At 62.8% G+C, this 12,888-nt stretch carries 12 protein-coding genes and 2 pseudogenes; all 14 read right to left on the bottom strand.

Going from position 1 to position 12,888, the window contains the following annotated elements; translation table 11 throughout:
• Nucleotides 1–195 precede the first annotated feature (195 nt).
• Nucleotides 196–1,842: a hypothetical protein gene (locus ACFXS9_RS40575; RefSeq protein WP_392699028.1), complete on the bottom strand. Its 1,647-nt coding sequence runs from the start codon at nt 1,840–1,842 to the stop codon at nt 196–198.
• Nucleotides 1,839–2,345, bottom strand: a complete 507-nt coding sequence (locus ACFXS9_RS40570) for a hypothetical protein (RefSeq protein WP_392699027.1) — start codon at nt 2,343–2,345, stop codon at nt 1,839–1,841. Before ACFXS9_RS40570 ends, ACFXS9_RS40575 begins: the two co-directional genes overlap by 4 nt.
• 41 nt (nt 2,346–2,386) lie before the next feature.
• Nucleotides 2,387–2,530 carry a hypothetical protein gene (locus tag ACFXS9_RS40565; protein WP_392699025.1) on the bottom strand — a complete coding sequence of 48 codons (144 nt, stop codon included), beginning with the start codon at nt 2,528–2,530 and terminating at the stop codon, nt 2,387–2,389.
• Entirely contained in the window at nt 2,527–2,769 is a 243-nt protein-coding gene (locus ACFXS9_RS40560; protein WP_392699023.1) for a DUF3302 domain-containing protein, read from the bottom strand. Before ACFXS9_RS40560 ends, ACFXS9_RS40565 begins: the two co-directional genes overlap by 4 nt.
• Before the next feature lie 4 nt (nt 2,770–2,773).
• Nucleotides 2,774–3,841, bottom strand: a complete 1,068-nt coding sequence (locus ACFXS9_RS40555; protein WP_392699022.1) for a DUF1254 domain-containing protein — start codon at nt 3,839–3,841, stop codon at nt 2,774–2,776.
• Between the two features lie 17 nt (nt 3,842–3,858).
• Nucleotides 3,859–4,602 (bottom strand): DUF1214 domain-containing protein, encoded by a 744-nt coding sequence (locus ACFXS9_RS40550; RefSeq protein WP_392699021.1) that lies wholly within the window; start codon nt 4,600–4,602, stop codon nt 3,859–3,861.
• Entirely contained in the window at nt 4,556–5,131 is a 576-nt protein-coding gene (locus tag ACFXS9_RS40545; RefSeq protein WP_392699019.1) for a DUF1254 domain-containing protein, read from the bottom strand. Before ACFXS9_RS40545 ends, ACFXS9_RS40550 begins: the two co-directional genes overlap by 47 nt.
• Nucleotides 5,132–5,244: 113 nt before the next feature.
• Nucleotides 5,245–5,514, bottom strand: a pseudogene (locus tag ACFXS9_RS40540) (haloacid dehalogenase-like hydrolase); the annotation flags it as partial.
• A 223-nt stretch (nt 5,515–5,737) separates the two neighbouring features.
• A pseudogene (locus ACFXS9_RS40535) lies at nt 5,738–7,365 on the bottom strand (arylsulfatase).
• Nucleotides 7,366–7,514: 149 nt separating this feature from the next.
• Nucleotides 7,515–8,909 (bottom strand): BatD family protein, encoded by a 1,395-nt coding sequence (locus tag ACFXS9_RS40530; protein WP_392699017.1) that lies wholly within the window; start codon nt 8,907–8,909, stop codon nt 7,515–7,517.
• On the bottom strand, nt 8,906–10,429 hold the full coding sequence (locus ACFXS9_RS40525; protein WP_392699016.1) for a VWA domain-containing protein: 1,524 nt from the start codon (nt 10,427–10,429) through the stop codon (nt 8,906–8,908). The genes ACFXS9_RS40530 and ACFXS9_RS40525 overlap by 4 nt, the downstream gene beginning before the upstream one ends.
• On the bottom strand, nt 10,422–11,420 hold the full coding sequence (locus tag ACFXS9_RS40520) for a vWA domain-containing protein (RefSeq protein WP_392699014.1): 999 nt from the start codon (nt 11,418–11,420) through the stop codon (nt 10,422–10,424). The genes ACFXS9_RS40525 and ACFXS9_RS40520 overlap by 8 nt, the downstream gene beginning before the upstream one ends.
• Nucleotides 11,413–11,904: a DUF4381 domain-containing protein gene (locus ACFXS9_RS40515; RefSeq protein WP_392699013.1), complete on the bottom strand. Its 492-nt coding sequence runs from the start codon at nt 11,902–11,904 to the stop codon at nt 11,413–11,415. Before ACFXS9_RS40515 ends, ACFXS9_RS40520 begins: the two co-directional genes overlap by 8 nt.
• The gene (locus ACFXS9_RS40510; protein WP_392699012.1) at nt 11,897–12,883 is read right to left on the bottom strand and encodes a DUF58 domain-containing protein; all 987 of its coding nucleotides are present in this window, start codon (nt 12,881–12,883) and stop codon (nt 11,897–11,899) included. Before ACFXS9_RS40510 ends, ACFXS9_RS40515 begins: the two co-directional genes overlap by 8 nt.
• Between the last annotated feature and the right edge of the window lie 5 nt (nt 12,884–12,888).

The following is a 12,888-nucleotide window of genomic DNA, read 5'->3' as shown; positions in this document are numbered from 1 at the left end:
CCAGATGACGGCCTCGATTGCGCGCCGCTCGATCGTGCGGCGGGTCGCGTCGGCGCTCGAAGAAGCTTCTCGTTGCATAGCTTGTTGGGCTCTTGCCGGATTTGGCACAGCGATGCCGCCGACCATGACTGTCGCCGCCGCACCGACCAGCGCTTGCCTCCTGTTCATGGCGTTCTCTCCCTTTGGACCAAGCACTTATTCCAGCTTCACGCGCGTCGGCCCGCCGATGCTGTTGAACAGCATGTCGCCGTTCGGGAGGAACTGCATCAGTGCGTAGGCGCCGTTGCCAAGGTTGTCCTGCCCGAAGATGGTTTGGTGCACGGTCTCGCCAGTGTTCCAGTCCATCCCGGTAACCACCCAGCCATCCTGCTTTGTGTACCCGTTGGTCAACACGATGTTTGACGCTGAACTCATAGTGGGCACCTGACTGGTCGCCGACACGTCATTGCGCGTCCACACCGATCTCCATGCGTGCGTTTTCGGATTCCACTCGAAGCGTTCGCAACCGGCCGGCGGATCGAAGATCGGCCCGCCGCCGATCACGTCAACAAGCCGGTTGTCCGCTCCCTTCGCGCGCATGTTGTTGACCACGAAGGCGCCGTAGCCGTTGACCACAACCGACTGCTCGCTCTGAACGAACTCAGGTGCAGGTGAGAGCCCGCACGTGACCTGAATTTGACCGGCAATGCGCGGCGATTGCGTCCCCGGCTGCTGCTGCCATCCGTTCGGAATTTGGTCGCGCCAGAAGGCGACGAGCTTCATGCGATCCGCGCCGTCAGTGATGACCACGAGCTTGTCAGGATCATCGCCGAAGCCCATCAGTGTCGGCGTAGAGCCTGTGCCGATGCCGATTTTCACCGCCGGCGGCTGGCGGCCGAAGTCGTAAGGCGCCGCCCATGCGCCGTCGGCCTCGTCCATCGACAGCTTCGCGCCGGTCCACACCACCTTGCGCATGATCTTGTCGCTCGCGACGTAAATTCCGCCTTTCTCGTCCACAGCACAGGCGTTGGAGACGTATTCGCCTTCGCCGAAAGTGACGACGTGAGGCTGGCCGGTCAGGTTCGCGTCGATAACTGCAACGCTCTGACGGCCGAGGATGATTAGTTTGCCGTCGTAGGTCATGTTCAGGCCGGTCAGGCCCTCGCCGAGCGCGCCGCTAGCCGTCTTGAGAATGTTCGCGACGTCGATGCTGCGCAGCACCTTGATGCCTGCGCTCGGGTTCTTGGGATCGTTCAATCCGATGGCGTAGACCGTGCTGCCTTTGGGACCGGAGTTGATGTAGAGCACGTTCTCGCGGTCGACCACGCTGTAGGTGCCACCCGCAATGAACGAGGCCCAGTTCTTGTCGTCGACGCCCCAGACATCTTTCAGGGCCTTTTCGAGCTGCGGCACATCCGTGAACTGCATTTTGAGCAGTTGATCCAACTTGTCCGGATCGAGCGGGCCGGCCGGTCCGAGCGCCGCGAAGCGCGTAACTTCGCGCAGTCCGCCGCCAGAAACGTCGATGTAAGTGTAGTGCTTCGAAGACACGCCCCACATGTAATCGGGCGAGGCGGAAGCAAGGGTCATGATGTTGATCGGCCCGCTGCGGACCCGCGGCTGCTTCCACAGATCGACATGGAACGTGCCCCGCGCCACAGGATAGGGGAACGAATCGCTCTGTCCGGCATCGAAATGCGTGACCGCATATTTCTCAGCAGACAGGAATGGATTGCGCGGCGGTCCTTTCGACATGCCGGCTGCCGACGGTGAAGCAGCCTGCGCGAATGCGCCGGACTTCATGAGCGGCGCTATGCAAGCGCCGGAGAGCAAGGAAACGGCTTCTCGACGATTCGGTGTCATCTCTCCATCTCCTCTGCTAAGCGGGCCTGGACAGGCCGCGCCTGAACTGCCCTCGCCGCAGGCGCTACGGCCAAGGTTTGCGTGTGCGCAATCGTCGCTGCGGTCATGCCGGTGTGGGCCGCCGCCATGATCTGCAGGAGGCCCTTCTCGCCAGCCGCCCCCAGCGCCTTCATGTCTTTGTCGAGCAGCGCCTTGAACGGCTGCTTGGTCTGCCGCTCGGGATGCTGCGGCGCCAGCGCCTTGACGCGGCCGAACGCGAAGGCGAGCTGGAAGTACACCGGCTGCTCGGCCCACAGCGTGCCGTCGTTGTCGAAGTTGGCGATGCGCTCGCCGAGCGGGACAAAGTCCGGCGTGCCGCACGCGGTGGTGCGCGCGACGAAATCGATGATCGCGTTCTTCGCCGCGCCATCATTCCACGACGCCAGATGGTCCACCGGCTGCGCCACCGCAACAGAGATGGCGGCAAAGAACGCCAGCAACAGAGCATTGAACCGAACCATCATGGCAATCGTCCTTTCCACCTTCTGTCAGGTGGCTATCCGCACTACTTCGGCTTCAGGCGCTCAATCTCACTAAGCCGCTTCAAGGCTGCCTGCTGCCGGAGCAATCCATAGTTGAAGCGCACGATCCCGAGCCGCACGATCGCAAACAGCAGCAGGAGATAGACAGCCATCAGCGCGATCATCATGGCCGCGTCTCCGCGCGCGGCCGGGGAATATCGACATGGGCCCAGATCAGCGCAATCGGCCACAGCGCAAAGCCGAAGAGTAGCGTGATCCAGCCCGCCACTGTGACCGCCTGCGCCCAGGGGTGGCCGCGGCCTTTCGCTATGTGCCCCGGCAGCCAGCCCATGATGCAGACTACGCCGACAATGCTGGCGGCAAGGATGATCAGGACGATCCAGGCGAAGATGTCGAGGCCGGTCATGGCGTTATTCCGCTCGGTTCACCGCCTGCGGCTCCGGGAGTTTCCACTCGCCCTTCAAGATCTCAGCGCGCGGGCGATAGAGGCGCACCCAATAATTCCAGCCTGGCGTGGTTGGCAGGCAGTTGGGGACGATGCCGTCGCAACCGCCAAACTGAACGGCGACCGAGCCGTCCGCGCCCCTCTTCGCGGTGACGGTGTTGAGCGAATATGCGTTGTACTGGTTCGGTTCGAAGTAACCTTTCGCGTTGTACACGCTGATCGACCAGAAGCCGTCGACCGGCACATCCTTCACCGTAAGCCTATAGATGGTCTTGCCGTCATTGTCGGTCGGCACGACGGTAAGATAGGTCGCGTCCTTCTCGGCATTGCCACCCCAGCCGGTGGCGGTTCCGATCAAATGCCGCACCGGGTCGACCTGATCCCTGGGTCCGAACATGCGCTTGGTGTCGGGAATTGTACTGGCAAGAACAATTAACGCGTCGCGCACCTTTTTCTGGCTTGCTTGATCCCAGTTTGGGACCTCAAAGCGGCCAGAACTGACCTGGCTGACCTTGACTGCGTCCTGCAAGGCGTGTGCCCGTTCGATATCCTTCGGATCTGCGGGATCAACGAAAGTACGGATTCCCGTCATCACGTAGCGCGTGCCGACCTTGTCCTTCGAGTAAGTGAAACTGCCCGGCGCGTAGACGGTAGCCAACGCGTACTGATCTTCATCAATCACGATCATGGACATGAAGCGGTCGGCCGGATCGGGCAGCGTGATCGTCACCGGCCCAGCATCGAGATCGAAGACCGCCGCCGAATACATTGTGTCGCGATTGGCGCGGATCACGGTCTGGTTGTCGATCGGCATGACCTCACGGTGATGGTGGAACTTGCCGATGCCGCCGGCCTGCTTGATCGCCGATGCGAAATACATATGAGACTCGGCGCGATTAAAGTTGTCAGCGGTAACCGGTACAGCGTCCCCCGAGGGCACTTGCGCGAGTGCGGGGGAAGTTGCCACAGCTAGGGCTGCGACCACGCAGACGCAGATGGAGGTGCCGCAGATGGAGGTGCGAATGGCTTTCATGATTTCGCTCCTTTCAATCACTGCTCCGAGACCTTCTCGATGTCCGGCAGCACCCACGTCTTCTCGAACAGCGGTTTCTCCGGACCATAGAGGCGGAACAGCACTTCGAAATCGCGGCCGTTCGTCGGCACCCAGTTCGCTTCCTTCCCGGCTGGTGCCCGCGGGCCGAAGTAGATGTCCACCGATCCGTCGGCGTTCTTCCGCACGTCCGGGCTGTTCGACGCGCGGCTGGATCGCGACGTCTCACGGATCAGCGCGTGCGTCTCGCGGTCGTACGCTGTCGCTGACCAATATTGCGTCACCGGAGCGTTCGCCGGCACGGTCAGACGATAGGCCTGCTGTCCGTCGAGTGGACGCCCGTCGCGGTCTTGAATCGAAATGAGGTAAAATTGCCCCGCCCCAAGGCGCTTGGCGCTGAAGTATCCCATCGCGTAAGAGACAGCACGGCCGGTCACGGGATAGCTGTTGGGATCGGCGAACCCAGTACCCATGCCTTCAACCACGCTCGCCGAGGCCGGCACCGCCCAGTGCGTTCCGTTGAAATACGGAGGGACGAACAGCCCGGCGTAACGCAAGTCGATCTCAGCCCGTGCCTCACGCGCGGCTTGCTCGAAGACCGTCTTCGTCTTCGCATCAGGATTGAACGGCTTGCCTTTCTCGATGCCGATCGACTGGAGCAGGTCGATCATCACCTTGTCGCGCTCCAGCCACGGCTCAACCTGTACGAAGCGGTGGAGCGATCTCGAAAAAGCGCCAGTCATAAGGGATCGTCGCGTCAAACGGCTTGTCGTAAACGTCGACATAGACCGTTCCCTCAGGACTGCCGCCCAGCGGATAGATTTTGATCCGCTTGCCGTACGCGACCGCAGCGGCGATGTCGGCGTCGCTGCGGCTCTTGAAGTTCGAGCGCAGGATCACGAACCCCTGATACGTGTCCGACGGCAGATGGATATATCCGTCCAGCGGTCCGCCTTTATATCCGGGCGGCGTGATCAGATATTTGCCGCCTTTGCCCTTGTCGGCGCCCGCCGGACCGACATCTTCCAGCGCGTTCTGCCATGCATTGTCCGCGCTGCCGACGATCACCGCGTCGCCCTCGGCAGGCGGGATCTCCAGCACGACCGGACCGGAGCGCGTGTCGTAAAACGGGTTGAGGTAGATCGTGTCCGGATTGGGCGTGAGCGTCTGGTTCTGCCAGTTCAGGGGTCGCGACCAGTAAACGACCTGGTTGGGCTTCGCGCCGTTGGCGATCGCCGCCTGTAACATGCGGTCGAAGTTCACCGCCGGCATGCCCCAGATGACCGCTTCGACCGCGCGGCTGTGCTTGAGGCGATCACTCTGCGGTGTCTGCGCGAATGCCGATGCAGCCAGACCCAACCACGCAAGAGCAACGACAGCTCGCTTCATTTCGCTCCTCCCTCGGGCTCAAACGCAAACATCCTTTTCCAGTCCTGCTTCATGTCGACGACAGTCCACCCCTTTGCCCTGGCCTCGTCCAAAGCCTTGTCCAGCTTTTCGATCTTCGACTGACGGTCGTAGGCGTACTCACGCTCTGCATCGGTGTGATGCCCGATGCCCGCAAAGCGCGCCCCCGGCCCCGCCGTGGCCCATTGCAACATCTGCAGATCGCCGTCCGAATTCCCGAACGCAAGGATCGGCCGCCTGCCGATGATGCGTTCTGCGGGCGGCACGAAGTCCGCGCCGCCTTGCGTGGTGACGCGTGCGACGAAATCGGTGATCGCGTTTTTCGCCGCGCCATCATTCCACGACGCCAGATGGTCCACCGGCTGCGCCAGCGCAACAGAGATGGCGGCAAGAAATGCAAGCAGCAGGGCGTTGAAACGAACCATCATGGCAACGTCCTTTCCACCTGCTGTCAGGTCTTGGCTATCCGCACTACTTCGGCTTGAGGCGCTCGATTTCACTAAGCCGCTTCATGGCTGCCTGCTGCCGGAGCATTCCATAATTTATGCCGCTCGCGTTCAGCGAACTGCCTTCCTGATACGGGAATTGATCGAAATCGGAAAAGAACTCCTTGATCTTTCCCTGCACAGGCACGATCAGCCACATGTTTTGGGCAAGGAAATTTACCGCTCCTCCTCCTTCCTCCATGCCGCGCTCGTAAGGGTCCATGCGCAAGTTGGCGATCAGCGACCATGACGGCACTTCGCGGGTCGCGGTCGCGATGTTTCCCTTCGATGCAGTGGCAAAGCTGAGCTTCCAATCGTTCCAGCGGATCGCATTGAGATTGCCCCCTGATCGAAGTAGTAGATCGAATCCCGGGGTGACGTCTGGGTTTCGCCCTTGAAGAAGGGCATGAAGTTATAGCCGTCGAGATGAACGCGGAAACTCTTGCCGCCTGCACCGGCAAATCCCGCCCTCATTTTTTCCTTGATGTCCGGAATCCCGGCCGCTGCGCAAAGCGTCGGGAACCAATCGATCAACGAGATGATCTCGTTGTATTGCGTCCCTGGCTTCACCACGCCCGGCCATCGCACCATCATCGGGATGCGGAAGCCGCCTTCCCACGTCGTGCCCTTCTCGCCATGGAACGGCGTCATGGCTCCGTCGGGCCAGAGAGCGATTTCAGCGCCGTTGTCGGTCGTGTAAAGGACGATCGTGTTGTCGGCGATGCCGAGATTGTCGAGTTGCTGCAGCAACTCTCCGACCATTCCATCATGCTCCACCATGCCGTCGGCGTGAATGCCTTTCCCGCTCCTGCCACGGGAAGACGCCTTCAAGTGAGTGAAGATGTGCATTCGCGTCGAGTTGAACCAAACGAAGAAGGGCCGATTTGCCCTGGCTTGGCGGCCGATGAAGTCCTTGGCGGCACCCAGGAACTCCTCGTCCACGGTCGGCATGCGCGCCGTGTTCAGGGGGCCCGTGTCCTCGATCTTTCCATCGGCGGACGCCTTGATGACGCCCCGAGGGCCGAACTGCTTACGGAAGTTCGGATCCTTCGGATAGAAGTAGCCTTCCGGCTCCTCTTCGGCGTTGAGATGATAGAGATTTCCAAAGAACTCGTCGAAGCCGTGCTTGGTGGGCAGATGTTCGTCTCGGTCACCGAGATGGTTCTTGCCGAACTGGCCGGTAGCATAACCTTGGGTCTTCATGACGTCGGCAATGGTCGGCATCCAATCCTGGATACCATGGGGATCTCCGGGCATGCCGATGGTGAGGAGGCCGGTCCGGAAAGGCTCCTGTCCCAGAATGAAGGAGGCACGACCGGCTGTGCAGCTTTGCTGTCCGTATGCATCCGTGAAGATGGCGCCCTCGCGCGCGATGCGGTCGATGTTGGGCGTGCGATATCCCATCATACCCATCGTGTAGGCGCTGATCTGCGGAATGCCGATATCGTCGCCGAAGATGACGAGTATGTTCGGTCTACGGCCGGCAGCCGGGGCCGCTGGTGCTGCTGGGGCCGCAGCAGGCGCGGCCTTCTGGGCCTGCGCGAGTGCTTGCGATGTCAGAGTTGCTGCCGCTACAAGGGATGACGAGCCGACCAGTAACGCGCGGCGGTCCATGGCTGCTTTGCCACTGCACTTGGTATCGGTGACGATGTCGTTGTGCCAATTCTTCTGACTACTCATTCGACGCTCCTTGGCTACTCTGGGTCACTCGTTCTCATGATCTGGATTTTGTGCTGTGTTTGATCTGGCTTCGCATGCTCCTTTCATCGGGCCGGCTTTCTGCCCCCATGGGCGGACGTGCTCGAAGGACCGACCGGGTTCAGTTGCTGGGGTAAGCGCATATTGCTCCTGCGCCCTGCGCGCGGTCGTAATCTTCGTCGGGCGGCACTCACCCGGTGCAGCAGTTGATGCCGCGACCAATGGCCTGCGTCGCGGTGTGCCGCAAACAGCTCGACTTCGATCGCATCGATCTGGCGGTCCAGCACGGGGTCACATGCAGCCACCTTGAAGGCTTCGACCGTGTGATCCGGTTTTGTCGCGCCAACATGCGGCAGCCAATCAAGCATGGCAAAATAAGCGGTCTTGGCGTCGCGGTGGCGGACCGCATGGCGAAATCGGCTGAAGGCAAAGGCCTCGGATTGCTCATACGCCTGCCGTCGCCGGCGATGATAGGCCGCGATCCTTCGCGCTACTCCAGGCGCGACCCGGATCAGTCCGGCGACAACGAGGGTCGCAAGGAGTGCGAACAGCCAGTAGTCCGCAATGAGATCGACGATGGCGGTCCAATTCAGGCGCGCCTTCAGCGCGCTCGTCCCGGTTGCATGCACAGCCGAATTTGGCGCCACCTGCATCGTCACTGCGTCGAGATGTGCGGTCTCGACGCGCCCTTCACCTACGTTCCACCAGCGCACATCAATCGCCGGCAGCACATAGTCGCCGGGCTGCTGCAGAATGTAGGTCGCGGAATCCGTCCGCGTCGCCGTCAGCGCGTCGGTTCGCCCCTCGGTCTTGTCCTGCAGCGAGGGTTGCGCGGGATAGACGGCCAATCCCTCCACCGCCGCGAACGTCACCGACGGCAGCAGCATCGCCGGCGTTTCCGCCGCCTGGATTGTCACGGTGCGGGTGATGGAATCCCCCACCTTGAGCCGGTCCGACGAACGCTGGACGGATTGCTCGACCGTCAACCGCCTGGCAGCGAGGTACGGGTCCAAGTCGGCCGCTGCATCGGGAATGAAGGCGTCAAAGGACACGCGCGGCAGAGAAAGCAGTTCTTCGCGCGCGGCGGGCGGTTCTGCCGCGTACTTCACTTTCACCTTCTGATCTGAAATGGCGAAGGCGCCGGGCTCCTGCGGATAGATCGTGAACTCGAAGCGCACCCCGGCAAAGGCCACTCCATTACGTTCTTCAGAGAGATTGACGCTTTGCAACTGCCGCGTCACCGCGTTGCGGACCTGGAAGCCCGGCAACTCCGGCGGCGACGTCATGTAGTTCGGCGCCAGCACGTCGATGCGCAGCGTCGTGGGCTGCCCGACCACGACGCGAGGAGGATCGAGCGTCACTTGCAGGATCGGCTTGGGTACGTTGGTCTGCTGTGCCCATGCGCTAGGCGACGCTACCGCTGCAAAGGCACAGATCGCCATGGCGAAGGCGCGTTTCATGGCCTGCTCTCTGCGCTCGACGCACCGGTCGCCTGGATCGCGAACTTCAGCTTGAGGAAATCCGCCGGCGTTGTCTGCACCGCGCGCATCCAGGCTTCTGCGGCGCCGGCCGTGGTGACGTCTTCCGGCCTGACCTGAATGCGCTTGCCGCCCTTCTGTTTGGGGTCGACGCGCATCTCATCCGCCTTTTGGTCCGGCGGCGCGCTGTCGTCCTGCTCCTGCTTGCGGCGTTTTTCCTCCTGCGCCTCGAAAAGAGCGGCGACGATCGCACGATTGGCTTTTGCCGCGAGATGGCCGGGTTGCGCCTTCAACACCTCGTCATACGCCTTGATCGACTTTTCCCAGGCATGGTTCTGCGCTTCGGCATTGCCGAGCGCGAAGCGACCCTCCACAGTATCGACCTTGCGAAATTCCTGCGCGGCGGTCAGGAAGTCGAGGGCGCGGTATGCGGCAATCCCGCGCCACATCGGATCGTCAAAGCGTTGAGCCGCCGTGGTGTAATCGCCCCGATCGAACGCAATCCGTCCCTGCTGGTCCGGCGTCAACCACAAATCCGCAAAGCGGTGCGGCCGTTCCTGTGCTTTCGCCGGCAATGCATGCAATACGACCACCAGCGCGACCGCCCACGCCACCGTCGTTCCGCGCCGGAACCAGAGCAGGCAAAGAAGCGCGAGCGGAAACAGCAGCCAATAGCCCTCGTCGCGCCATTGCATGCCGAACGCATCGCCTTGCGCTGACTGGAAGCGGCTTTCGATCCGGCGTTCGATCGCATGGATGTCAGAGCCGTCCACACTGACGTGCACGACGTCGGAGCCGAGGCCCATCCCCTCCCCGGCTTGTGCCGGCGCCATCCTCAACATCGCGACGCCGTTGCGGCCGGCTGCCTGACGGATCGCGGCTTCGTCGAGGTCATCGGCCACGACAAGGATGGTGCCTGCTACCGGCTCGGCTGCGAGAAACTGGGTCGCGAGCGCAACGGCGGCTGTGACATTCTTTCCGTCCCCAGGCATCAGGCCGGTCGCAAGCGCCGCCAGGAACGGCTCTATAACCGAACGGTCGTCGGTCAGGGGCATCACGAGGTGGGCGGTGCTGGCGTAGGCGATCAGTCCGCTTCGGGCGCCGGCGCGGTCGCCGAGCAAATCCCGGATTTTCTGCTTGGCCCTTTCGAGGCGCGTCGGCGCGACATCGACCTGGTCCATCGACGTGCTCAAGGCGAGCGCAATCATCAGCGGCGCCTTGTCCTCGACGAAAGGCGGCAGTTCGCGCCGCCAGGTCGGTCCCGATAGGGCGACAATGCCGAGCACCATGCCAGCCGTCACGAGGTAGAGCGGGCTGACGCCGCGCCCCTGGCCCGGCCGCACAATCAGGTGCTGCAGGAGATGCGGCGCGATCACGCCGGCCCATTGCGCTCGCGGGTCCTGCCGCCGGAGCAGCATGGCGAAGATCGCCGCGACCGGAATTAGCGCGAGCAGCCACAGTGGCCGCAGCAGGTGGAACGGAATGCCGCCTACGTCATGCATGACGAAACGCTCCTTTCCGTTCCTGTTCGCCAGCGAGCCACAGGCCGAGCCACAGCGCCAATGAAAGCACGACCGCGGCACCTAGCGGCCACTGGAACAATGGCAGCTTCGGACGCCATGACAGCGTGTCGAGCTTCGCGGGTACGACGCGATCGATGTCGGCATAGATCGCCTGCAACTGCGCGCCATCCTCGGCGCGGAAGAAGTGCCCGCCCGTCGTCGCCGCGACCGATTGCAGCACGCCGAGATCGACACGATTTTCGCCCGAGGCCGCGGGATCGCCGACACCAATCGTGTAGACTGCCACGCCCTTCTGACGCGCGATGTCGGCAGCGTGTTCGGGCGGCACACGACTCGCAGTGTCGTTGCCGTCGGTTAACAGGATCAGGATTTTCTGCTTCGCTGTGCTGGCTTCGAGCGTCTTGATAGCAAGACCGATGGTATCGCCGATCGCGGTCTGCTGCCCGGCCATACCGACCTCTGCCTGGTCGAGCAGTTGCGCCGCGGTCTGCAGATCCTGCGTGAACGGCACCTGCACGTAGGCTTTGGTTCCGAACAGGATCAGCGCCACGCGATCTCCGCGCCGTCGCGCGATGAAATCTTTGATAACCCGCTTGACGCCATCGAGACGAGTGAGGGTCGCACCGTCAGCGGTGCGAAAATCCCTCTGCTCCATCGAGCCGGAAATATCGATCGCCAGGATGAGATCGCGCGCGGAAACCTCGCGCGTTATGGCTTCACCGACCCACTGCGGACGCGCCAGCGCCGCGATGATCAATGTCCAGATCAGGATCGCCACGATCATCTGAATACGCCGCCGCTGCAGCACCACCGCACCCCGTTGCGGGGTTTGCCCTGTGGCTGCCGCGAGCCGGTCGAAGAACGGGACTTGCACCGACGCCTGACGCGCGCGGTATGGCGGCAGCCACCACCACGCCAGTATCGGCAGCGGCAGCAAGGCAAGCATCCATGGCCAGGCGAACTCAAACATGGTGCACCTTGATCCAGCGATGGACGAGGTCGGCCAGCGCCTCGAGCTGGTCGCGATCGGGCGGGGTCCGTTGATACGGCGCCGAGATCAGCAAGCGTCCCGCGCCTTGCGAGAACTCCTGCCCGCCATAACTGCGGTCGAGAAACGCGAGCCACGCCGGGCCGGCGAGCGGAGCGACGGTCTCGCGCGCAAAGGCGCCCAGCGCGGTTCGGCGCACAAGCACGCTCAATCGCGTCGCAACCTGGTCCGGCACTGCGTCTGCCGCACGCCGTATTCCGTCCAGTTCGGCGAGCGCCTCGCGCCGGTATCGATTGGCGCGGTACTGATGCACGAACCGCCAGATCGCCAGCAGAGCCAACGCCGAGACCAGCACAATTGCGACACGCAACGGCCAGGTCTGCGGCCACAGGCTCACCTCCTGCGGGAGCGGTATATCGATCAAGCCCGCGAGCGGATCGACCGGTTTGGTTTGCGCGTCAGCCAAGGCTCGCCCCCACCTGACCATGGCCGCCGCCGCGTCCGCTACGGCTCGGCAAGGTACCGAGCAGGTGGCGAAGCTGTTGAGCCGTATCCTCGGCAGCGCTGAGCGGCAGCACGGGGACACCAAACTCCCGCGTCCAGGCGAACACGCCTTTGAGCCGCTCCTGCAACGCCTCCGAGATGCTCCGGCGGACGCTTTCACGCCCCACTTCCAGATGTATCTGCAGTTCGCCGTCCGTCACCGTCATGCTGGCCGTGGCCGGCAGGTCGCTCTGCAGGGGATCGTGCACCAGCAGCGCCACGACATCGTTGTGACGGGCCATTGCGCCAATCGTCTTGCGCGTCTCTTGATCCGCGCCGTCGAAGTCGCTGATGATAATGACCGCCGCATCGTGCAGGGCGCGCCGCAGCGCCTGCTGCAGCGCCTTGTTCAGCATCGACGGTGATGCAGACAGGCCGCGGCCGACCCCGAGCGACCGGTTATGCGCAACGATCGCCATCAGGATCTGCAGTACGGTCGAGCGGCTGCGCCGGGGACGGAATTCAACGAATTCGCGGTCGTCGAACACGATGGCTCCGACCCGATCGCCGGCGCCGAGAATGCGCCAGGCGCTGATCGCAGCCGCTTCGGCGGCCGCGACCGATTTCATCGCGCGCCGGCTGCCGAAGAACATCGACAGCCGCTGATCGACGACCAGGAGTGCCGGCCGGTCGCGCTCCTCGTTGAAGACGCGCACATGCGGCTTCTGCAGGCGCGCCGTCACCTTCCAGTCGATCGAGCGGACATCGTCGCCGGAACGATAGTCGCGGATCTCCTCGAAGTTGAGCCCGCGCCCCCGCATGCGAGAGGCGAAGCGGCCGGACAACAGGCTGCGCACCGACTGACGCGGCAGAAACGAGACCTTGCGTCCGCGGTATTCAAGCGCGAGCAGATCATCGAAGCTGACGTAGACACCCGGCATGCTGGCTGTCACGTCGGCCATGGCGC

The organism is Bradyrhizobium sp. RDI18 (genome assembly GCF_043203335.1).
GTDB lineage: Bacteria > Pseudomonadota > Alphaproteobacteria > Rhizobiales > Xanthobacteraceae > Bradyrhizobium > Bradyrhizobium retamae.
Note: the sequence above shows the minus strand (reverse complement) of the source record. Positions and strands in the feature narration are given on the sequence as shown.